Annotated in this window: 19 protein-coding genes and 5 pseudogenes; 13 read left to right on the top strand and 11 right to left on the bottom strand. The window is 37.7% G+C overall.

Going from position 1 to position 23,124, the window contains the following annotated elements; genetic code table 11:
- From CP370_RS07390 to CP370_RS07385, 3 genes and pseudogenes are all read left to right on the top strand, one after another.
- On the top strand, positions 1–1,717 hold a 1,717-nt coding region (locus CP370_RS07390; RefSeq protein WP_143467868.1), incomplete at its 5' end, for a DUF1542 domain-containing protein.
- A gap of 219 nt (positions 1,718–1,936) precedes the next feature.
- Positions 1,937–2,107 (top strand): hypothetical protein, encoded by a 171-nt coding sequence (locus tag CP370_RS09860; RefSeq protein ID WP_180707262.1) that lies wholly within the window; start codon positions 1,937–1,939, stop codon positions 2,105–2,107.
- A 226-nt stretch (positions 2,108–2,333) separates the two neighbouring features.
- Positions 2,334–2,813: pseudogene (locus CP370_RS07385) on the top strand (GNAT family N-acetyltransferase); the annotation flags it as partial.
- Positions 2,814–2,896: 83 nt separating this feature from the next.
- Here CP370_RS07385 and CP370_RS10050 read toward each other — a convergent pair.
- Together CP370_RS10050 and CP370_RS10045 are read right to left on the bottom strand one after the other, a co-directional pair.
- Positions 2,897–3,085: a hypothetical protein gene (locus CP370_RS10050; RefSeq protein WP_233186313.1), complete on the bottom strand. Its 189-nt coding sequence runs from the start codon at positions 3,083–3,085 to the stop codon at positions 2,897–2,899.
- A 66-nt stretch (positions 3,086–3,151) separates the two neighbouring features.
- Positions 3,152–3,490, bottom strand: coding sequence for a hypothetical protein (locus tag CP370_RS10045; protein WP_232457413.1), 339 nt, complete (start codon positions 3,488–3,490; stop codon positions 3,152–3,154).
- A 131-nt stretch (positions 3,491–3,621) separates the two neighbouring features.
- On the opposite strand from CP370_RS10045, the gene CP370_RS07375 reads away from it, so the two are divergent.
- Complete coding sequence (locus CP370_RS07375) at positions 3,622–4,269, top strand: NAD(P)-dependent oxidoreductase (protein ID WP_061400922.1); 648 nt, start codon at positions 3,622–3,624, stop codon at positions 4,267–4,269.
- Positions 4,270–4,318: 49 nt separating this feature from the next.
- Here CP370_RS07375 and CP370_RS07370 read toward each other — a convergent pair.
- Positions 4,319–4,831, bottom strand: a pseudogene (locus CP370_RS07370) (DUF975 family protein); the annotation flags it as partial.
- A gap of 661 nt (positions 4,832–5,492) precedes the next feature.
- On the opposite strand from CP370_RS07370, the gene tet(W) reads away from it, so the two are divergent.
- Positions 5,493–7,418 (top strand): tetracycline resistance ribosomal protection protein Tet(W), encoded by a 1,926-nt coding sequence (gene tet(W), locus CP370_RS07360; protein WP_087713428.1) that lies wholly within the window; start codon positions 5,493–5,495, stop codon positions 7,416–7,418.
- Between the two features lie 92 nt (positions 7,419–7,510).
- Positions 7,511–7,882, top strand: a pseudogene (locus CP370_RS07350) (NADH-flavin reductase); the annotation flags it as partial.
- A gap of 49 nt (positions 7,883–7,931) precedes the next feature.
- Here the strand turns inward: CP370_RS07350 and CP370_RS07345 are convergent.
- Entirely contained in the window at positions 7,932–8,621 is a 690-nt protein-coding gene (locus CP370_RS07345) for a DUF975 family protein (protein ID WP_087284261.1), read from the bottom strand.
- Between the two features lie 131 nt (positions 8,622–8,752).
- On the opposite strand from CP370_RS07345, the gene CP370_RS07340 reads away from it, so the two are divergent.
- The gene (locus CP370_RS07340; RefSeq protein ID WP_004896312.1) at positions 8,753–9,460 is read left to right on the top strand and encodes a YjjG family noncanonical pyrimidine nucleotidase; all 708 of its coding nucleotides are present in this window, start codon (positions 8,753–8,755) and stop codon (positions 9,458–9,460) included.
- 32 nt (positions 9,461–9,492) lie between these two features.
- On the opposite strand, the gene CP370_RS07335 is transcribed toward CP370_RS07340, so the two are convergent.
- Complete coding sequence (locus tag CP370_RS07335; protein ID WP_087713427.1) at positions 9,493–10,332, bottom strand: DegV family protein; 840 nt, start codon at positions 10,330–10,332, stop codon at positions 9,493–9,495.
- Positions 10,333–10,451: 119 nt separating this feature from the next.
- Entirely contained in the window at positions 10,452–10,637 is a 186-nt protein-coding gene (locus CP370_RS07330) for a hypothetical protein (protein ID WP_004896308.1), read from the bottom strand.
- 189 nt (positions 10,638–10,826) lie between these two features.
- Here CP370_RS07330 and CP370_RS07325 point away from each other — a divergent pair, with 189 nt between their 5' ends.
- A complete protein-coding gene (locus tag CP370_RS07325; protein WP_087713426.1) occupies positions 10,827–12,434 on the top strand; it encodes an ABC transporter ATP-binding protein in 1,608 nt (535 codons plus the stop codon).
- Positions 12,435–12,456: 22 nt separating this feature from the next.
- Here CP370_RS07325 and CP370_RS07320 read toward each other — a convergent pair whose 3' ends face one another.
- Positions 12,457–13,266 (bottom strand): helix-turn-helix domain-containing protein, encoded by an 810-nt coding sequence (locus CP370_RS07320; RefSeq protein ID WP_012845426.1) that lies wholly within the window; start codon positions 13,264–13,266, stop codon positions 12,457–12,459.
- A gap of 154 nt (positions 13,267–13,420) precedes the next feature.
- Here CP370_RS07320 and CP370_RS07315 point away from each other — a divergent pair, with 154 nt between their 5' ends.
- A complete protein-coding gene (locus tag CP370_RS07315) occupies positions 13,421–15,340 on the top strand; it encodes a GTP-binding protein (RefSeq protein WP_087713425.1) in 1,920 nt (639 codons plus the stop codon).
- A gap of 244 nt (positions 15,341–15,584) precedes the next feature.
- Here CP370_RS07315 and CP370_RS07310 read toward each other — a convergent pair.
- Positions 15,585–15,857 (bottom strand): annotated as a pseudogene (locus CP370_RS07310) (transposase); the annotation flags it as partial.
- Between the two features lie 361 nt (positions 15,858–16,218).
- Positions 16,219–16,422: pseudogene (locus CP370_RS07305) on the bottom strand (ISLre2 family transposase); the annotation flags it as partial.
- Positions 16,423–16,443: 21 nt separating this feature from the next.
- On the opposite strand from CP370_RS07305, the gene CP370_RS07300 reads away from it, so the two are divergent.
- The 4 genes from CP370_RS07300 (at position 16,444) to CP370_RS07285 (ending at position 20,023) form a co-directional block, all read left to right on the top strand.
- On the top strand, positions 16,444–16,725 hold the full coding sequence (locus CP370_RS07300; RefSeq protein ID WP_043921356.1) for a hypothetical protein: 282 nt from the start codon (positions 16,444–16,446) through the stop codon (positions 16,723–16,725).
- 362 nt (positions 16,726–17,087) lie between these two features.
- Positions 17,088–17,519: a CopY/TcrY family copper transport repressor gene (locus tag CP370_RS07295; protein ID WP_087713424.1), complete on the top strand. Its 432-nt coding sequence runs from the start codon at positions 17,088–17,090 to the stop codon at positions 17,517–17,519.
- Between the two features lie 133 nt (positions 17,520–17,652).
- The gene (locus CP370_RS07290; protein WP_004898344.1) at positions 17,653–19,806 is read left to right on the top strand and encodes a heavy metal translocating P-type ATPase; all 2,154 of its coding nucleotides are present in this window, start codon (positions 17,653–17,655) and stop codon (positions 19,804–19,806) included.
- Positions 19,807–19,813: 7 nt separating this feature from the next.
- The gene (locus CP370_RS07285; RefSeq protein WP_308203055.1) at positions 19,814–20,023 is read left to right on the top strand and encodes a DUF2933 domain-containing protein; all 210 of its coding nucleotides are present in this window, start codon (positions 19,814–19,816) and stop codon (positions 20,021–20,023) included.
- 23 nt (positions 20,024–20,046) lie between these two features.
- On the opposite strand, the gene CP370_RS07280 is transcribed toward CP370_RS07285, so the two are convergent.
- Together CP370_RS07280 and CP370_RS07275 are read right to left on the bottom strand one after the other, a co-directional pair.
- A complete protein-coding gene (locus CP370_RS07280; protein ID WP_087713423.1) occupies positions 20,047–21,327 on the bottom strand; it encodes an ISL3 family transposase in 1,281 nt (426 codons plus the stop codon).
- A 211-nt stretch (positions 21,328–21,538) separates the two neighbouring features.
- Positions 21,539–22,873 (bottom strand): ClC family H(+)/Cl(-) exchange transporter, encoded by a 1,335-nt coding sequence (locus CP370_RS07275; RefSeq protein WP_087713422.1) that lies wholly within the window; start codon positions 22,871–22,873, stop codon positions 21,539–21,541.
- Positions 22,874–23,124: the final 251 nt, after the last annotated feature.

Genomic DNA, 23,124 nt, shown 5'->3' with positions numbered 1-23,124 from the left:
AGCTATTAAGAACATGACAATTCCTACAGTTTCAGATGTTAAGAAGAACGCTAAGAATGCCATTGCTCAAGCTGCTAAGGCTAAGAACGATGCAATCGATGCTTCAAACTTAACTGCTGAAGAAAAGGATACTTTGAAGCAGACAGTTGCTGGTGAAGTTAACAAAGCTAAGGCTGCAATTGATGCTGCCCCTAAAGACGCTGATGTTAAGACAGCGCAAACCGCTGGTGAAGAGGCTATTAACAAGATTAATGTTCCTGCTACTTCTGCAACTAAAGATGCTGCTAAGAATGCCATCGCTCAAGCTGCTAAGGCTAAGAACGCTGCAATCGATGCTTCAAACTTAACTGCTGAAGAAAAATCCACGTTAGTTGGCCAAGCACAAAAACTTGCTGATGACGCAATTGCTAACATCAATCAAGCAAAAACTAACGATGCAGTAAAAACTGCTAAGGACACTGGTGTTGGAACGATTAACAACATTCCTACTACTTCAGCAACTAAAGATGCTGCTAAGAATGCCATCGCTCAAGCTGCTCAGACTAAGGATGATGCAATCGATAAATCAAACTTAACTGCTGAAGAAAAGGATGCTTTGAAGAAGACCGTTGCTGGTGAAGTTCAAACAGCTAAGGGCAAGATTGATGCTGCCACTAACAACGCTGATGTTGAATCAGCTAAGAACACTGGTGTTGAAACGATTAACAACATTCCTACTACTTCAGCAACTAAAGATGCTGCTAAGAAGGCCATCGATGAAACTTCAGGTTTAACTGATGATCAAAAGCAAACAGCAAAGGATCAAATTGACAAAGCTGTTGATGATGCTAAAGAAAACATCAAGAATGCTTCTGATAACAAAGGTGTTGCAGATGCAACGGATGCAGGTAAGCTCGCAATCGACAAGGTAAGTGCAAAGGCAGCAATCGACGCAGCAGTTGCTGCTAAGAAGAGCGAAATTGCTCAGGCACCATTAACTGCTGAAGAAGCCAAGCCTTTAAACAACCTGGTAGATCAAGACGCTGCTGCTGCTAAGGCTGCAATTGATGCCGCTACTACTAGTGCAGCTGTTGAAACTGCCAAGAACAATGGTGTTGAAACAATTAACAACATCAAAGTTCCTACTACTTCTGCAACTAAAGACGATGCCAACAAGGCAACTGATGCTGGTAACATTACGCCAACTGTTCCAGGTGGCAAGGTTACTGTTAAAGATCCAAGTCACTTAACTGATGATGAAAAGAATCAAGTTAAGAAGAATGTGGAAGACGCTAATAAGGATAACTTCCCAGCAGGCACTGAAGTTACAGTAGGTTCTGACGGTACAGCTACAGTAACGTACCCAGATGGTTCGAAGGATGTCATTGCTGGTACTGATTTAATCATCGCTGCTAAAGGCGAAGATGTTCCTGGAAGCAAGTATCATTCACACAAGAATGGTTCAAACTCTAGTCAAGCTGATAGAGTTAAGGGAGCTTCTACTGCTAATGGCAGCATCGCAAACGCTGGTAACAACCTAGCTGTTAAGGGTGAAAGTGATAATGCCTTTGTAGGTGTTAAAGGTGAAAGTGATAATGCCATTGGTAATAACAAGGCTACTAGCTTAAAGAGATTACCACAAACAGGCACTAAAGATACTTCAATTTTGGGTGTGCTTGGTATGCTTTTAGCTTCACTTGGTCTATTCGGATTTAAGAAGAAGCGCGATAAAGAATAATTTATAATAGTTTTTTATAAATTCTATTGGTAAAAGTATCTAGAGAAAGTTAATTCTCAGATTTAAAAAGACGATCGAAAACTTTTGAAAAATTGTTTTTGATCGCCTTTTTGTGTGAAATGAAAACAAGATTCTACGTAAGCGTAAAATAACCGAGTATCTAGACTAGTTTTAGATTTCAATTATGATTAATTTATCAATATTTTGGAGGTTATTCATATGTCAGAAAAAAAGCTAATCGTCCCTCTTGCTCGTGAGCCAAAAGCTAAAAAGTCTAAGCCAGCTCGTAATTATTTACTGCTTTCTTTAAAGAAAAATGACCTAGAATTAGACTTCTATAGCGGTTGGAATCTAGAATTGATGAATAAATTGCTCGAAAAGATCCTATGATTAAACTCAGTGATTTAGGCCAAGTTTATATTGTTTGTGGTAAGACTGATTTACGCAAAGGAATCGATGACTAGAACCCGTGCGCCTCTAGTCAGCACAATTTAAAAGTCCTAACCAGGTGGTTAGGACTTTTTTGTTGCGCTTTTATCTTAGTATGATGAAAATATAGACGTATATTATCTGATAAATTGATATTTCAAAAAAATCTTAGAAAAGGTAAAAGCCAATGAAACTAAATAAAGATAATCAAACTTTAGATCAAATTGCTCCATTAGTTGAATATTCTTTTTTGAAAACTAATGACCTTCGCCAAGATGTTAACTTTTTAAGCAGATATGACCACAGTATGGGCTTTGGCGAATATAAAGATGGAAAACTAGCTAGTTACATCATGGTTAATGAATTTGAAAGTAGAATCTTTGCTAAAAAGGTGAAAATGGGTGGAGTTGGTTATGTAGCGTCATATCCGGAAAATCGCGGTCAAGGTGATATTAATCGCTTGATGAATGAAATTATTTTGGAATTGTACAAGCAGAACTACGCTATTTCTAATCTAGCACCATTTTCTGAAAGTTTTTATCGACGTTATGGTTATGAAAATGCTATTTATGAAAAAATGTATGAATTAAATCCGGCTTATTTGCGCTTGTTTAAACCAATTAAAGAAGGAAAAATTGTCCGAGGAAAATGGAAAGATTCCAACGTGTTTTGTTAAATTCAGGATGCAATTTTTCTTGCTTGTTAGTGTCCTTAATTTCTACAAAGCATGAAATAATTGGAACATTCATTTTAGCTGCATAATAATAGGGGCCCTTTTTGCAGAGGACGAGGTTTTCGATAATTAAGCCATAATTCTTGTTCTGGATATACCACAACCCAGTGATTTTTCTTAGAAAAGATTTTATTTAAGTGTTTTGGTAGTTCACTTCTTAAATAGCGAAAACTAGCAGTTACCGGGATGCTATCAATATTCCTCATTAAAAAGCCAATCCAGTTTGGTAGTTTTAAATTAGTATCTTCGATAACAAAATATAATCGCTTATGCTATTTCATAGCAAGCCTTTTAAGAGGGAGACAATCAAATTGGTTGTAGTGATTACAAGTTATAATAGCTGAAGAAATCTTGCCAAGAGATTTAGGATTATCAATTTTGGTATTTAAGGTTAAAAGGGGCGGTCCGACGTTAAGGATTCCGCGTGCAAGTATATTAATAGCTTTAGAAAAGGGACTATTATGATTAGCCCAAAATTTTTCTACTAATTTTAGGCGATCTTTTTTACTTAAAACTGGATCATCTGGTTCAACTTTTGCGTTAAATTTTTTCTCCTTAACACATCTTTTAATATTAAAAATAACCTCTTGCCGCTTTTTACCAATAATCATAACTAGTTCTCCAAATTTTTAGGGTAGATTCCAAGATCTATTTTATTTTTTAAAACCAAATATTATCTCACTTATCTTCATTCATGCTAAGCTAAGGTGAAAGAATAAAATATAAAAGGAGGAATCCCTAAATGAAAGTAGGTATTATTGGTGCTTCTGGAATGGCAGGAAGTGCTATTTATAAATTAGCTAGTGAAAATAAAGATCTCGAAGTTACAGGCATTGTCAGAGATAAAGAAAAGGCCGAAAGAGTTCTTGGCAAAGATGCTCACCTTTTAATTGGCGATGTTTTAACAATGGATGATAGCTTACTAGAAAACTTTGATGTGATTGTTGATGCCTTTGGTACAACTCCTGAAAAGGCAAAGGATCAAGTAAAGCTAGCAACTAAATTATGTGGTCTAGCTAAGAACAAGGATATTAGAGTGATCTTTATCTTAGGTGCAGGTAGTCTTAGAACTGGAATTGATAACCACTTGGTAGTGGAAGATATTAAGAAATTAACTGGTTCAGAAAACTGGATTAATACTCCTCAAGAGCAATTAAACGAATTAAACTACTTAAAGCAAGTTGAAGATGTAGATTGGCTTGGAATTTCACCAGCATTAACCTTTGAAGCGGGTCCAGAGGCTGCAGGTTATATGCTAGGTAACAATACTCTTCTCTTTAATAACAACAATGAATCTAAAGTAACTTCTGGAACAATGGCTCGCTTGGTTGTAAATGAAATTGTTCATCCAAAGCACCATAAAGAAAGAATTACTTTAGTTGATGAATAAAAAATAACCGTTATAGCATCTGTACTATAACGGTTTTATTGGGCAATTTTTAATTATTAGCAACTAATGAATGATAGAAGTTAGTCTTAGTTTGACGGTAGTAAGGAGTAATCCAGATGAATCCAACTCCGCAAGTAATGATACCAAGTAAGCCCCAGCCAATGAAACTTAAGTCTAAAACGAATAAGTCCATCTTGTGGCCGTCCATTAAATGACGACTTTCAGTAATCGCTTCGGTTGCTCCTATATCAGTTTGTCCGGCAGCAAATTTATCCTTTAAGATATATGGCGTCATGGCATAAGAATATCCCTTAATAATGCCAGGAATAATGAATAGGATCGTCCATAATGCAGTAAAAATATTAACCATGAAGAGAGTACATAAACTGTTCTTGAAACGTCCATTGCTGTAGGCACTAAAAATACCAGTGTACCAAGTTTCCATATTTCCTGTTTCAACGAAATCTAGGATAGTATAAGCAACTCCCCATAAGACTAAACCAGTAATTAAGCCGACAATAAATTTCGAGAGATCATAACCAGGCTTATAACCCTGAATTAATGCTCATGTACGGTAAAGAAGCAAGCAACCGAAAACAATAGATAGACCGCCAGCACTACACTATTCCGAACCAAAGACCAAAAGATAAGCATTTTGAGAAAATCTAAACTTTTGGATTTTCCTACAATGCCGACTACGGCGGAATCCCTCCCACTCCTTATATATTTCTTTCTGTATACATTGAATTTGTATTTAGTAAAATGCAGACAACACCACGGATCGGCTTTTGGCTGGACAATTCCAACCAAACACCGCAGCAGACAGTAGAAACCATTCTGAACGTTAGGAAGCCGGTATGATTGTTACATATAAGGGGAAGAAAAATTTCTTTTAGATACTTGTTTTCCTAAAACTGATGTGATATAATAATTCAATTCCAGAAAAGGAGTAAAAAATATGCGGCAAGGTATTATTAAATAAAACTATAATCAAATAGTGGGAACAAAGGATTATGATAGTCCCTTTTGTAGGGGCTTAGTTTTTTGTACCCAATTTAAGAATACTTTTGCCTTATCAATTTTGACATATCCCCAAAAACAGCACTCACAAACAGGTGTATGCTGTATATGTGTATGTCCGCAAATTATCATCCCCAGTGGTAAAAGTATTTTACTGCTGGGGATTTTTATGCCCTTCGGGGCAGTAAAGGGAGGACAATCACATGAAAATAATCAATATTGGAATTCTTGCCCATGTAGACGCTGGAAAGACGACCTTGACGGAGAGCCTGCTATATGCCAGCGGAGCCATTTCAGAACCGGGGAGCGTCGAAAAAGGGACAACGAGTACGGACACCATGTTTTTGGAGCGGCAGCGTGGGATTACCATTCAAGCGGCAGTCACTTCCTTCCAGTGGCACAGATGTAAAGTCAACATTGTGGATACGCCCGGCCACATGGATTTTTTGGCGGAGGTGTACCGCTCTTTGGCTGTTTTAGATGGGGCCATCTTGGTGATCTCCGCTAAAGATGGCGTGCAGGCCCAGACCCGTATTCTGTTCCATGCCCTGCGGAAAATGAACATTCCCACCGTTATCTTTATCAACAAGATCGACCAGGCTGGCGTTGATTTGCAGAGCGTGGTTCAGTCTGTTCGGGATAAGCTCTCCGCCGATATTATCATCAAGCAGACGGTGTCGCTGTCCCCGGAAATAGTCCTGGAGGAAAATACCGACATAGAAGCATGGGATGCGGTCATCGAAAATAACGATAAATTATTGGAAAAGTATATCGCAGGAGAACCAATCAGCCGGGAAAAACTTGTGCGGGAGGAACAGCGGCGGGTTCAAGACGCCTCCCTGTTCCCGGTCTATTATGGCAGCGCCAAAAAGGGCCTTGGCATTCAACCGTTGATGGATGCGGTGACAGGGCTGTTCCAACCGATTGGGGAACAGGGGAGCGCCGCCCTATGCGGCAGCGTTTTCAAGGTGGAGTATACAGATTGCGGCCAGCGGCGTGTCTATCTACGGCTATACAGCGGAACGCTGCGCCTGCGGGATACGGTGGCCCTGGCCGGGAGAGAAAAGCTGAAAATCACAGAGATGCGTATTCCATCCAAAGGGGAAATTGTTCGGACAGACACCGCTTATCCGGGTGAAATTGTTATCCTTCCCAGCGACAGCGTGAGGTTAAACGATGTATTAGGGGACCCAACCCGGCTCCCTCGTAAAAGGTGGCGTGAGGACCCCCTCCCCATGCTGCGGACGTCGATTGCGCCGAAAACGGCAGCGCAAAGAGAACGGCTGCTGGACGCTCTTACGCAACTTGCGGATACTGACCCGCTTTTGCGCTGCGAGGTGGATTCCATCACCCATGAGATCATTCTTTCTTTTTTGGGCCGGGTGCAGTTGGAGGTTGTTTCCGCTTTGCTGTCGGAAAAATACAAGCTTGAAACAGTGGTAAAGGAACCCACCGTCATTTATATGGAGCGGCCGCTCAAAGCAGCCAGCCACACCATCCATATCGAGGTGCCGCCCAACCCGTTTTGGGCATCCATCGGACTGTCTGTTACACCACTCCCGCTTGGCTCCGGTGTACAATACGAGAGCCGGGTTTCGCTGGGATACTTGAACCAGAGTTTTCAAAACGCTGTCAGGGATGGTATCCGTTACGGGCTGGAGCAGGGCTTGTTCGGCTGGAACGTAACGGACTGTAAGATTTGCTTTGAATACGGGCTTTATTACAGTCCGGTCAGCACGCCGGCGGACTTCCGCTCATTGGCCCCGATTGTATTGGAACAGGCATTGAAGGAATCAGGGACGCAACTGCTGGAACCTTATCTCTCCTTCACCCTCTATGCGCCCCGGGAATATCTTTCCAGGGCTTATCATGATGCACCGAAATACTGTGCCACCATCGAAACGGTCCAGGTAAAAAAGGATGAAGTTGTCTTTACTGGCGAGATTCCCGCCCGCTGTATACAGGCATACCGTACTGATCTGGCCTCTTACACCAACGGGCAGAGCGTATGCCTTACAGAACTGAAAGGGTATCAGGCCGCTGTCGGCAAGCCAGTCATCCAGCCCCGCCGTCCAAACAGCCGCCTGGACAAGGTGCGCTATATGTTTCAGAAGATCAGGAAGAACTAGCCGGGGAATTGAATGTTACCCGGCAGGCACTATCGAATTGGGAGAGAGATGTTAATGAACCCGATTTAAATATGTTGAAAAAAATTTGCTTTCTTTTTAAGGATATTAGAGTGATCTTTATCTTAGGTGCAGGTAGTCTTAGAACTGGAATTGATAACCACTTGGTAGTGGAAGATATTAAGAAATTAACTGGTTCAGAAAACTGGATTAATACTCCTCAAGAGCAATTAAACGAATTAAACTACTTAAAGCAAGTTGAAGATGTAGATTGGCTTGGAATTTCACCAGCATTAACCTTTGAAGCGGGTCCAGAGGCTGCAGGTTATATGCTAGGTAACAATACTCTTCTCTTTAATAACAACAATGAATCTAAAGTAACTTCTGGAACAATGGCTCGCTTGGTTGTAAATGAAATTGTTCATCCAAAGCACCATAAAGAAAGAATTACTTTAGTTGATGAATAAAAAATAACCGTTATAGCATCTGTACTATAACGGTTTTATTGGGCAATTTTTAATTATTAGCAACTAATGAATGATAGAAGTTAGTCTTAGTTTGACGGTAGTAAGGAGTAATCCAGATGAATCCAACTCCGCAAGTAATGATACCAAGTAAGCCCCAGCCAATGAAACTTAAGTCTAAAACGAATAAGTCCATCTTGTGGCCGTCCATTAAATGACGACTTTCAGTAATCGCTTCGGTTGCTCCTATATCAGTTTGTCCGGCAGCAAATTTATCCTTTAAGATATATGGCGTCATGGCATAAGAATATCCCTTAATAATGCCAGGAATAATGAATAGAATCGTCCATAATGCAGTAAAAATATTAACCATAAAGAGAGTACATAAACTGTTCTTGAAACGTCCATTGCTGTAGGCACTAAAAATACCAGTGTACCAAGTTTCCATATTTCCTGTTTCAACGAAATCTAGGATAGTATAAGCAACTCCCCATAAAACTAAACCAGTAATTAAGCCGACAATAAATTTCGAGAGATCATAACCAGGCTTATAACCTTGAATTAATGTTTCATTGTTATAGCGAAGGATTGAGTAAGTAAAATCTTTTCCAGTCCAGATCCAACGATTAATATCCATGATAATGGCGTTAAATAACCAGGCAAAAATAGTTAGACAAATAGCCCAGCCCCAATTGCCACGTAGTTGGTCTTTAGACGCTTGTTTCATTTGTGCACGTGTCATAATTGCTTTCCCTCCAATAATATATTAAATATACATCCATATTATCTTATCACTATGAAGATGAATAAAATTAAAATTTCTCAACTTTTGTTATAATCGAAATACTAACTTAAATCGAAGAAGGGTTGCTCATGAAATATAAACAATTAATTTTTGACGTTGATGATACTTTAATTGACTTTGCTGCTACGGAAGATTCATCCCTGCATGCATTGTTTAAATCGCATAAGCTGCCTCTCTCCTCTGACTTGCAGAAACAATACCATACTTACAATCAAGGACTTTGGCGCAGACTTGAATTGGGTGAAATTACTTATGAAGAATTAAGCGAGATGACATTTCATGATTTTATTAAGGAACATTTCGGTCTAGAAGTAGATGGAAATGAATGGATGAATGAATATCGCTCTTACTTTGGTGAAGCTCATCAGTTGCTACCAGGTGTGGAAGATACGCTGAAGTTTGCCAAAAAACAAGGCTATAAGTTAACAGTCTTAAGTAATGGTGAAAAGTTTATGCAGCGTCATCGCTTAGAATTGGCAGGTATCAAAGACTACTTTGATTTGATTGTAACGTCTGAAGAAGCTCATTATTCTAAGCCAAATCCGCATGCTTTTGATTATTTCTTTAGCCGTACAGAGATTGGTCCAAATGAGACTTTATTTTTTGGGGATGGATTGCAGTCAGATATCTTAGGTGCTGAAAAATATGGCTTTGATAGTATTTGGTATAATCATCGTCACCGTAAGGATAATATTGGACTTCATCCCTTATTTGAAGTTGAAACATATCCAGAATTTGTTAAATTAATGCAAAATGATTTTAAGAAAGTATATTAAAAGGAGTGCTTAGGCACTCCTTTTGTATTACCCTATTCTTTTTCAAAACCAACCATTAAGCCGCCTTCTTCAGCATAGAAGCTGCAAAGTGCGCCGCATTCGCCAATGGTAACTTTAGCATCTGGGAAGTTATCTAAGATAATTTCTTTCATGCTTAAAGCAGAGCCTTCATTTTGTACATGGTCGATTTGAACGCGGCCTCCGCGATAGCCAGCTTTAACCATATCATCTAATAATTTTCTTTTAGCTTTCTTAGCGCCGCGAGCTTTCCCTAAAAGTTCAAACTCACCTTTATTGTTTGCTGTTCCAATAACAAATAGCTTCAGTAAACCAGCAATCTTTGCGACAGCTGGTGGAATTCGGCCATTGTTACTTAAGTTAGTTAAATCTTGTAAGGCAAACATTAAATCAAGGTGGTGTTGGTATTCTTCCGTTGCTTTAACAATCTCTTCAAAAGCTTTTCCAGCACTTGCCAAACTAGCAATCTTTTCCGCAAGTAATCTTAATTGTGGACCAGCTGAGCGAGAATCAAAGACTAAAATTTTAGCTTTTGGATTCTTTTCATGATAAATCTTAGCAGCTTGGGTAGCTGAATTATAACTACCAGAAAGTGCACTAGTTAAAGTAATGACAAAGATTTCGTCGCTGCCTTCAAAGGCCTTAAGCCAGTCATTTACATTTGGACAGGCAGAAGTTGATTTGTTTTTAGTATGCTTTAAGGTGTAGAGAAATTTATCTAAATCAATATCAGGCGTATCGAGCCAAAGCTTGCCATCAACGTGAAGTGATAAAGGAACAGTAACATGATCAATTCCATCGATTTGATCAGCTGTGATATTCGCAGTTGAATCTGTAATAATTTTTATCGGCATATAGATTACCTCGAATTAAATATATTAAGCTGTTTTCTTTCAGTCTAAAATACTATAGATAGTAAAGTCAAAGAAAATGCTATAGGTACAAAAAAGAGCAGCCATAAGGCTGCTCTTAGTTAATGTGAAAATACTAGTCCTAATAAGCCGCCTAAGGCTACTAAAGCCAGAAGAGGCAATACTAGATAAGAAACGAAGGCAAATAGCAGTCCGATCACGATTAAGAAACCGACGATCTTCAAAATGCCAATTCCTAGTTTCCAGAACAGCCAAATAATTAATAAGGCTAATAAAAGTGAAAACATATTTCGAACCTTCTTATAAAAATCAATTATATTTTGATATTAATCATATTACGAATTAAGGAGAAAGTGTAGATAAGTTTTTATTAAGAATGGTTAGAAGAATTTTCGTTAACGAAAGTTGTGTTCAAATACGATAAACCGAGAACATTTTAACCTCTTTATCTAAAAATGATGATAGAGGTGAAGAAAATGAAATACTTATTTAGATATTTAAAAAAAGAACCAGTAAAGGTGGGGATTGTAATCATCCTAACAATTATTACTTCAGCTTTACGAGTTACTCATGCTTTAATCAATGTAAATATTCTAAATTCTTTGATCAAATTACAGATGGATAACTTTTTTAACTGGGTAATGATTGATATTGGAGTCTTTGCAATTCTATCTATTTTTCTGATTTTGCTTCAAATTCAAACGGCTAAAACAATTGAATTTTTATGCTTGGATTTAAGAAAGGATATTGTTCGCCAAATTGCTAATAAGCCAATTATGAAATACCAGGAAAAAGATACAGGAGTATATGCTTCCTGGTTAACTAATGATATGAATACAATCGAAAATAATGGCTTTTATAATATTTTACAATCCATCCAAGTTATTACGGACCCATTATTTTCAATTATTGCCTTACTACAATTTTCTTGGACATTTATACCTTTAATTTTAATAGTCTCATTTTTAACAGTTTTTTTACCACAAATTGTTCATGATAGATTAGCTAGTGCGAGTTTATCAACTACTCAAGCTAATGAAAATTTACTTAGTACTATTAATGACGGTTTGAGAGGTTTTGCAACATATTCTATTTTTGGCGTTGAGAGACAACTTGAAAATAGAATTACTAATGCCACTATGACCTTAATTGGTAAAAAAGTACGACAAGCGAAATATCAAGCAGTAGCTAATAATATTGCCGGTTTTTCAAATATTTTAGGACAAACTGGTATTGAAGCTTGGACTGGTTTTCTAGCTCTGCAGAAAAGTATCTCGATTGGTGTAATCGGATCTTCAGGAAACTTGTCCTACAACGTTTTTAATTCATTAGCTGCGATTGCACCAATGTGGACAGAAATGACTGCATTGACACCAATTTTTGAAAAATATCACCTTGATGATAAAAGTAAGCCAAAACAAATTGGTAGAACACTTGAAAATAATAATTTTCAAACTTTAGATGTTGAGAATCTACAAATTTCTTTTGGAGATAAGCCGGTTTTTAAACAACCATTAAATTTACATATAAGTAAAAATCAAAAGATTGCTATTGATGGCGATTCTGGTAGTGGCAAAAGTACATTTTTAAAAATAATTTCAGGTCAAATAAAAAATTATCAGGGGTCAGTTAAAATTAATAATCAAGATGAAAAAACTCTCAGTTATGATGCGATTAGAGAAGTATTGATCTATGTAGATCAGATTCCATACTTATTTAACGGGACGATTCGTTATAACTTAGAGTTAGGCGAACATTTTAGCGATCAAGAAATATTCGATGCCTTAAGAAAAGCTGATTTGCTTGATTATGTTAAGGAGTTACCCGCAGGATTAAATACAAAAGTTGACGAAAATGGTACAAAAATGTCTGGAGGACAGAAGCAGAGATTAGCTTTAGCTCGTGGCCTACTAAGAAATAGAAAGCTATTTTTATTAGATGAAAGTACAAGCAGTTTAGATAAGAAAAGTGCTTTGAATGTTGAAAATATCTTTTTGAGTCAACCAGATATTACAGTTATTTTTATTAGCCACCAGCTACATGATGAAAACAAACAGAAATTTGATAGGATCGTTAAGATATAAAAGAGACAGATAGATGAATGTACTATACTTTCGGTAACATACTTACAAAGTCACTATATCCTGCAAGTTTTAAAATTTTGGTTATTTGCTGACAAGTAGCAGCGTCATTTTGAAAAACAGACTCATAATATTTTCCAAGTAACTTTATAAACAGGAGAGACCCTTTGCTATTAATGGTCGAAATATAAGTTAATACTTCTTGGATTAACTTTGTGGAGTTTTTCTCGTAGCAATTATCTAGGTAATTAATACAGATTGCGCCAATGCATTCTTGCAAAGAACTTTGCAGAATATTTGGATTAGAATACTTCGCTAAGATAGTACTTACTAAAAAGTTCAACTCATCTATATCGTAGATACGCATTGTTTCTCTAAAAATTTGAAGAGAATGAATATTCCAATTGTTGTTGACGAGAATGTATTGTTTCAGTTTATTTTTTAACTCAATTGGAATTTCTTTAGTTTTAGGAAGATAGACCTCTAAATTAAGTTGCAACTGCAATTTATAATATTCAGTTTGGCGATTATTAGGAAGTAAATCTATCTCTTGTTTTATTTTTAATAATTTATCTTTGCTTTTTTGCTCAAAAGCTACAGAAATTCTATTCATAATATCTTCTGAGATATTTTCTTTATCATTTAGATTTTCAAAAAAATAGGTAGCGTTTATCTGATGTTTATTAAGAATTTGAAGGAGATCGTTAGTCCCAATATCGTGAATATTTCTTTCAACTTTTGAATAAAAAGAGGTTGAGACTACATTTGCAGCCATTTCTGTTTGAGTTAATCCTAGTTGTTTCCTAAGATTTAGCAGTGCTTCACCGATTGTCATTCTGTATACCTCAAATTCAATTTTTTAATAATAATTTTATTTAATGCTTATTCTATCACGTTATAGGATGATAATAATTTCAATTGCGTTAATAAGCTATAATAAAGAGAAATTACCACAAATTTACTACGATTACATTTAGAAAACTAGAAAAATGAAAAAACTAACAACAGGAATTTTAGCCCATGTAGATGCTGGAAAAACTACCTTGTCAGAAGGGATGCTCTACAAAAGTGGCACATTGAGAAAATTAGGTGCAGTTGATAAAGGAACTGCCTATTTAGACAGTGATGATTTAGAGAAGAAGCGCGGGATTACGATTTTTTCCCATGTTGCGTGTATTCAAACCGGTAATAGTGAATTACAAATTTTAGATACGCCAGGCCATATTGATTTCGCTCAAGAAATGGAAGAGACGTTAAGTGTTTTAGATTATGCCATCTTAGTTGTATCAGCGAGTGAAGGTGTAACTGGATATACGCGCACTCTTTGGAGCTTATTAAAAAAGCATCAAATTCCAGTTTTTATCTTTGTCAATAAAATGGATACCTTGAAAGCTGATAGGGAGAATATCCTCAATCAACTTAATGAGCTGGATGACAATTTTATTGAGTTTGACAATCAAGATGAAGATTTTTATGAAAAAGTAGCTACTGCAGATGAAACAACCTTAGATCAATATCTAGAACTTGGAAAAATAGAAGATAGTGCAGTCAAAAAATTAATTAATAAAAGAAAAATTTTTCCAGTATATTTTGGAGCAGCTTTAAAATTAATTGGAATAGACGAATTTTTATCAGGCTTAGATAAGTGGACTGATGGAAGAAAGTATCCTAATGACTTTGGAGCTAGAATTTTCAAGGTTTCTTATGATGAAAAGGGCGAACGATTAACTTGGATAAAGATTACGGGTGGTAGTTTAAAAGCCAAGACCGAAATATTTCCCTATGAAAAGGTAAATGAAATTCGTCGCTATAACGGCACTAAGTATCAAGTTATTCCCCAGGCAGAAGTTAGCGAAATTGTTGCTGTCAGTGGCTTGAAAAGCACTTATCCCGGACAAGGCTTAGGCTTTGAAAATGATCAGACTAATTTTACCGTTCAGCCGGTTTTAACTTATGCAGTAAAAGTTGACTCAGCTAACACAAATGCTTGTTTGCGGGCATTAAGACAACTTGAAGATGAGAACCCTCAACTCCATGTTAAGTGGAACAAGCAGACAGAAGAGATAAGTATTGATGTTTTGGGAAAGATTCAATTAGAAATTCTCCAGCAACTATTACTCGATCTCTTTAATTTAGAAGTTGAATTTACTCAGGGCAAGATCCTTTACCAAGAAAGTATTAAAGCTTCAGTTGAAGGAGTTGGTCACTTTGAACCTTTAAGGCACTATGCAGAAGTTCACCTGTTACTCACTCCTGGTAAAAACGGAAGCGGCTTAGTTTTCAAAAATAATTGTAGCTTAGAAGTTTTGCCTAAAAAATGGCAAGATCAAGTGATGGAGAGTTTATCTACTAAAGAACACTTAGGTGTCTTAACTGGGTCGCCTATTACAGATCTTGAAATCACTCTAGTTGGAGGCCGGGGAAGCAATGTTCATACAGTTGGCGGAGATTTTCGTGAGGCAACTTATCGTGCAGTGCGGCAAGGATTAATGGAGCTAAAAGCTAGAAAACAAGTTTATTTACTTGAACCTTGGTACCAATTCACTCTAAGAATTAATCAGGATCAAGTTGGCCGCGCAATTAATGATATTGAGAGAATGGGTGGAAAATTTGAACTTGGAGAAAGTAGTGGGAACGTCACTACGATTACCGGTCAAGCACCGGTAGCTCAGATGCAGGATTATGCCACTGAAGTTAGAAACTACACGCATGGTAGTGGACAGCTAGAATGTTTATTCTTGGGTTATCGAGAATGTAAAGATAGTGCTGCTATTATTGAAGAAATGTCTTATGATCCATTATCTGACATTAACAATACTCCTAACTCCGTCTTCTGCTCCCATGGCGCAGGTCATACAGTTGTTTGGGATGAAGTCCCAAGTCATACACAGTATCCATATTTAGGATAAATTGCTGCACTATTTTGGTAGATTAAGCTAAATAATTTTACAATAAAACGCTTTCATTATTTATGAAAAGGTGCTATATTAAAAGTGTGAAATAGCTCTAGTAGAAGTCACGATTAGGATTGTTAATATTTATATTTTTTATTAAGTCGACGATACTCTAGCTATTGCAATTCATAAATATATTGGCTCTTTGTCAAATGGTGTTGATAAAAGTCAATTAAAAATTAAATAATAGGGAAAGGCATTAGGCTGCTAAATAGTAGTCTGATGCTTTTTCTTTAATAATGGCATCCTTTTCTTCTAGCTTGATTCTGGTTACTAGATGATTGAAGTTAGCGTAACCGTAGGCAGTACGTTCAATCTGTTTAATCTTACGGTTGGTTCCTTCAAGGCAACCGTTTGATTCATCGAACTTAGCAGCGTTGAGAATATCATGGAGATTACGTTTGAGAGTATTTAGAGTGGTGTGCATCATATTGCCAACATGATCTTTGCTTTGAATTAGGCTTCGTAACTTCCATAGTAAAATTGACATATTCATGAATTATTCAGTAGAATTAAAGCAGGCTTTCAGCAACGGTTAGCTACCGCGAAAGCCGCGTGATAGCTTGGTCTATTGCAATAAGTATAACGCTAGGCGCAGTTAGCAAATTTGTCATCAATCTAGCAAAAGCTTATGCGATAATAAAAAAAGCTAACCACAAGGGTTAGCACGAACCGTCACCTGAGTTACGATTGGAGTTAGCAACTTGCACTTGCTAGCTCCTTTTCTTTTATTATTATATGAAATAAAACCAAAAACTGCAATCAATTAAAATTTGGTGTAAGTGTCAATGTTTTTGCGGTAGCCTAAAAACCATTAGTCTGACCTTAATTCCTTAATAATTTATGTGGTTTAACATTCGATTGAATTTACTTAAATAACTTCCGCCAGCAACTTCTGTTGTTAACGCTCCATGTTGAATTCCAATGTGCGTTTCATGACGCCGCTTTAAGCTATCTCTAGCTGCTGCCTGTAATTTCTTGCGTTCTAAACTGATCAACTTACCTGTCTCAAAGTCACTATTGAGCCATTGCTCTAAGCCGTGACAGCACTTTTTGAAATGCACGAAGCTATTAGCTACTTCCTTGTAGGAATACTGGATGAAAACAATGAAGAACTACAGAAAAGTGTAGCAGATGCACATTATTATGCTACTCAAACAGAACTTGATGCTGAAAGTATTGATGATAAACTTGCTTTAACCGTAGTCAAGTTACTGTTATTAGCTAAAAACGCACATACTTATTTTGCTACTGAGCTTGCTAAACGTAGCTTTGAAGTTGAAATGCTGATACAAGCATTATGTGTTGTAATTATGAATAACGTTGAAAAAATTGCATAAGTACAATGAAAAAGTTACATTGATTAGTAACTTTTTATTGTTTTGTGTTGATTTAGATACTATAAACTATATTAGTATCTATAAAGCTTGTGAGACTAATTGGCTCATAACTTGAAAGATCAGCATTTTCAGTGCGGGTTACTACTTTCAACTCTTGAATACAAAATATGTTAATCTTTCCCACGGTAATATCTTTTAAGTTCTTGATATAAAGAACTATTTTCTAGCAAGTATTCATTATAGTGAAAAATTCCTAGTATTTTCTGGCAGAAAGGTTGCATTATTGTGACTACAATTGTAAACTAATAAGTGTTAGGAGGTTACAAACGTAAACTTAGAATTCAATTAATGGAGGAAGCCAATTGAAGGATGCAAAGAATGTAACCATCACCGATTCTGAATGGATGGTTATGAAAGTAATTTGGACAATGGGACATGCGACTAGTCGTGAACTAATTGATGCTATGAACGAATTAGAAGGCTGGTCAGCTTCAACAACCAAAACGCTACTTCACAGGTTGATTCAAAAACAGGCGGTTGCGCAGCATGGCGGCAGTCGACCATTCACGTATAAGCCGGTTGTTGGCGAGAAGGAATCAATGGCGGCAGCGGCAGATGATTTGTTTGACCATATGTGTGCGATGCGGGCTGGTTCAACAATTGCCGGCGTTATTCAGTCAAGGGAACTCTCACGGGCGGATATTGCGAACTTACAGGCGATTCTAGCTGAAAAGGCCAAAACAGCGCCCGAAAAAGTTCAGTATAACTGCTTGCCAGGTGATCAAACGTGTTAAGACTGTGGTGTTCTGTTTACTTTTAGGATTGCTGCACAAAAATCCCGAGCCCGGGGATTTCCACACAAGGAACTTATATTTAGGCTTCTAACCGCTTTGCTACGCACACTTATTTTTAGGAAGGTCGATAATCATGGAAAATAAAGAGGAACATATGAACATGAAAAACATGAGTGCTAAGAATATGGAAAATAATGAATCAAATATGAGTCATATGGATCACGATATGACCGAAATGGATCACAGCCAAATGAACATGAATCACGGTGATATGGATATGGCTGGGACCGACATGATGATGCACGGTGGCTCAATGATGCATATGGGGAATTTGAAAGTTAAATTTTGGGTCTCCGTTGTCTTAGCGATTCCAGTTTTACTGTTAGCACCAATCATGGGTTTAAACGTTTCCATCCTTAGTTTTAGTTCACCGCTAATTGTTGGCATTATCATCGTTTTGTTTGATACGGCACTTTACTTTTATGGCGGAATGCCCTTTTTAAAGGGGGCTAAAGCGGAAATTCAGAATAAATCTCCTGAAATGATGACGCTAGTAACCCTTGGAATTTCCGTTTCGTATTTCTACAGTTTGTACGCATTTATTGCCAACAACTTCTTGAACCCGGCAAATCCTGTAATGGATTTTTCGTTCGAACTTGCAACCCTGATTTTAATTATGCTTCTAGGACACTGGATTGAAATGAATGCATTGATGGGGGCTGGGAATGCATTACAAAAGATGGCGGCTCTGTTGCCTAAGACGGCCCATCTAGTTACAGATAATGGTGAAACAAAAGAAGTGCCAGTATCTGATTTAAAAGTTGGTCAAGCTTTCCAAGTGCGTTCAGGTGAGAGTATTCCAGCCGATGGTGTTATTACGGCTGGGGAGTCGACCGTGAATGAAGCACTGGTAACCGGTGAATCTGCTGCCGTTACCAAGAACGTTGGCGATAAGGTCATTGGTGGTACAATCAACAATAACGGGACGCTAACGGTTAAAATTAGTGGTACTGGTGACTCCGGCTATCTTTCTCAAGTAATGAAAATGGTTCGAAATGCCCAGCAAGCTAAATCTAAAGCAGAAGATAAAGCTGATTTAGTTGCCAAGTATCTATTTTACGCGGCACTTAGTGTTGGGATTATTGCTTTCTTTGCCTGGTTACCCCAGGGATTGGCGACTGCAATGACGATCATGGTGACCGTCTTCGTGATTGCTTGCCCGCATGCATTAGGATTAGCGATTCCATTAGTGGTTTCTCGTTCTACTACGATTGGCGCTCAAAATGGGCTATTAGTTCGAAATCGCCAAGCCATTGAAGCAAGTCAACATGTTAGCCACGTTCTCTTGGATAAAACTGGCACGTTAACAGAAGGTAAATTTACGGTGAATGCATTGATTCCAAATGATGGGATTGACGAAACAACGTTATTAAGCCGACTGGCCGCCCTTGAAAATAATTCGACTCATCCGCTGGCCCAAGCAATCATTGCTGAAGCCCAAGCGAAGGACATTGAAGTCGTTGCGGCTGAAAAGTCTCAAAATATTCCGGGCGTTGGTATTTCCGGTAATATTGATGGTACTGACTATATGATTGTTAATGGTAACTATTTAACGAAGCAAGGGATCAGGTTTGACAAAGCCACTGCTGATAAATGGGCTGCTAAGGGTAATTCCGTCAGCTTCCTATTGCAGGGCACCCAAGTTCAAGGAATGGTTGCTGAAGGTGACACCATCAAAGCGAGTGCTAAGGAATTAATTAGTGGTCTTCAGAGGCGAGGAATTACCCCTGTAATGCTCACTGGCGATAATCCAAAAGCCGCGGAACACGTTGCTAACTTACTAGGATTGACTGAATTCCATGCAGGCCTATTACCAGATGATAAGCAAAAGATTATTGCTGATTATCAAGCAAAGGGCAATCACGTCATCATGGTTGGTGACGGCGTAAATGACGCACCAAGTCTTTCCGCGGCCGATATTGGAATTGCAATTGGTGCCGGAACCGATGTTGCCATTGATTCCGCTGATGTTGTGTTGGTTAAATCAGAACCCAGCGATATTTTACATTTTCTTGATTTGGCTAAAATCACAAATCGGAAAATGGTTCAAAATCTCTGGTGGGGAGCAGGCTACAATATTGTCGCAATTCCACTCGCTGCCGGTGTGTTGTCATTTATGGGAATCACTCTAGACCCAGCCGTTGGTGCTGTGGCCATGGCGATGTCGTCAATTATCGTGGCAATTAATGCGATGGGATTGACTGGTAAAAAGATTAAAAACGTGTAATTAAGTGATGATAAAAACTTATTATAGAAACAAAGCAAAAGGAAGTGAAACTATGTCACAATGGATTCTGATAGCCCTTTTTCTTCTAGCACACCCACTCATGATGCTATTTATGCACAAGGGTATGCACGGTGGCTCTGGTAGTATGGGCTGCTGTGGAAACAACACTCAAAAAAATTCCAATAATACTGAAAAGCCACGTAAAAAAGTCAATTAAAAATTAAATAATAGGGAAAGGCATTAGGCTGCTAAATAGTAGTCTGATGCTTTTTCTTTAATAATGGCATCCTTTTCTTCTAGCTTGATTCTGGTTACTAGATGATTGAAGTTAGCGTAACCGTAGGCAGTACGTTCAATCTGTTTAATCTTACGGTTGGTTCCTTCAAGGCAACCGTTTGATTCATCGAACTTAGCAGCGTTGAGAATATCATGGAGATTACGTTTGAGAGTATTTAGAGTGGTGTGCATCATATTGCCAACATGATCTTTGCTTTGAATTAGGCTTCGTAACTTCTTGGTATCTCTATCTTTTAAAGCTTTACTGATATCTTGCATGAGGTTATAAGTATTTTCAAGCTCATTGTTTAAAGAAAGCCCATCAGCCACGATTTGTTCTTGAGTTAGGGTATCTTTTAATCTGGATTGATAGCACGGCTTAACTTTTTCCAGGTCATCAAAAGGCTTAAGATAAAGTTTCCAGTAATATTTAAGCAGGTTGTATTCCCATGAACCTTTTTTGTGCTTCTTCATTTCTTGAATGCGACAGGAATTAAAGGAACGGTTAAGCATCTGAACGATATGGAAACGGTCGAGGATTACTTGAGCATTAGGAAAAAGCTCCTTAGCCATAATGTCATAATAGTAATTAAGATCCATAGTTACAGTCTTAACCTTGTTTCTTACGGTTATTGGGAAACGTTTAAAGTAATTGATAATATATTTTTTTAATCTGGTAGGCAGTACCTTAACTATTTTGTGCGTGTGACCATCAATGGCAATAAAGTGCAGCTGTCTGCCAACGCCTCTGAATTCATCAAAAGCCAGGTATTCCGGCAGCCAGTCGGTATCTTCAAAGGAAGACGGACTATATTTCTCTAGTACGCGTTGCACGGTATTGGTTGAAGTTGAAGTTTGTCTGGCAATGCTCTTCATGGACCAGTCTTCGGTTAAAGAGCCAATAATTTTACGCTTGGTGGCATTAGAAATACAGCAGTATTTATCTACTAGTTCCGTTTGAGCCATCGAATTCGTCTGACAATTACGGAAGATAATTCTTTCTTTAGCTATTCTGATAAAGACAGGTAGACTAGCATCTAAAGCAGGATAACGCACATTTGAATATAGGTGACCATTATGTACGATGTTATCTGAGCCGCAGTTTAAGCAATGGTCTAAATGTACAATAGCGTGGTAGAACTTGGCTTCACGATTACGATATTTGCCAGTTGAGATATCCAAAAATTCTAACAAAGGGTCTTTAATATTCAGAGAAAATTTAATACAATCATTACAAGAGGACATAAGCAATTCACCTTAATTTCTAAAGAGTGGTATCAAAGGACATTATGCAGTGAGGCTTGTGCCTCTTTTTTAATGCAAAAAATCCTATTGATAGAATATCATAGAAATCTATCAACAGGATTTATCATAGAACCAATATATTTTATAAGAAAAGGAAGTTCTGATTAATGAACTTCCTTTTTTGGTGTTAATAAAAATGTAAGTAAAGTAACTATTTGAATCCCATTTGCTTGCGTAGGACCGTGTAGATTGGTTCTCCACCTAAGAGAGCTAGAATTAGATAGGCAATAAAGACACTCATAATCATTGGCAGAACTTGTTCTACCGTTCCGATCATTTCTGTTAGCAAAATAATTGCGGTAAATGGGGCTCGCAAAATTGCCCCCAGGTAGGCTGTCATAGAGACAATAATGATATTAGTATAGTTGTCAGTAGGAATGAGGCCTAAGTGGATAAAGACAGTCGCAAAAATCGTCCCCATTAAAGCCCCTAAAACTAAAATAGGCATAAAAGTACCACCAGGGATAGAACTACAATAAGAAATCATAGAAAAAATTAGTCTTAGTAGAAAGAAGACAACTGGGATTAAAATCCATGAAAGCTGCCCTAGTTTTTCTTCTTGGATAATTAATGGATTGTGAAAGAGTGAATCGATTAAGTAATGTGATCCGCCCAAAACATGAGGAAAAGCAAGACCAATTGGAATAACTAATAAAAGGGGAACAATACTGTGGTATTGCATCGGAATAATTTTTAGCTTGTTGAAAAGCCATTTAGTATTTAAAAGAGACCGTTGATATCCATATGCCATTAGACCTGCTACAATTCCGACTGTAATTAAGGACCAGTAGGAGTGGACGGGTAATTTTTTAGCAATTGGAAGATAAAGACAGGGCCGCGTTCCAAAAAATATAATGGTAACTAAGTCAGCTGAAGCAGCGGCTCCTAAGGCACTGATACATTCTTTAGGTTTAAAAGAATGGGTAATGACTTCAACAAGAAAAAATACACCTGCAAGTGGGGCTGAGACCGCTGCACTAAGGCCAGCCGCAATTCCAGCGCATTGAAGTAAGCGTCTATCTTCTTCACTACATTCAAAAATGTCTTCTGCAAAACCTTGACCTACTAAAGCCCCCATTTGGATGCACGGTCCTTCTCGCCCAAGAAAAAGTCCCATTGAGCTTACTAAGAGGCAGCCTACGAATTTTCGCCATAAGACGGGGAACCACTCAACTTCGTGTTCTCCCATTAAGGTTGCTTCGACTTGGGGAATACCTGAACCAGATAAGTCTAGTAAATATGGTTTAATAATTTTGCTCACAAGGATACAGATAAAGAATGTAAAGATAGTATATAGGCTTATCCATTGGGGATGGGCTGCGAGATAGGGATAGAGAAAGTATAAAAAATGAATGCTTTTATCGATAACAAAACGGAAAATACTGACAATCATCCCTATAATTAATCCGATAATGATGCTTTGAACTAAAAGCTGGGGCACTCGGCTAGTGAAGGGGCGTCTAAGAAAATCTTTAGCAGGCTTCATAATTGTGACTTCTTTCATGTATACGTTGTTAGGTTTATTGTATGCCGAAAGAAGAAAAGAAAACAAATGATAGCAGGGGAAGTATGCATAATTTTATATTCGTTTTGTGGAGAGTGAAGATCACCACAAAACGAATATAAAAACATGACTTAATTATCTGAAACTGATCTCTTCTAGATATTAATAATATTTCGCCGATTGTAAAATTAAATTGAACACTTGATAAAAAATAAAAAGTCCATTCGGACCTG

The sequence above is a fragment of the Lactobacillus sp. UMNPBX19 genome (assembly GCF_002553805.1).
Classification (GTDB): domain Bacteria; phylum Bacillota; class Bacilli; order Lactobacillales; family Lactobacillaceae; genus Lactobacillus.
This window is presented reverse-complemented; position numbering and strand designations above follow the sequence as displayed.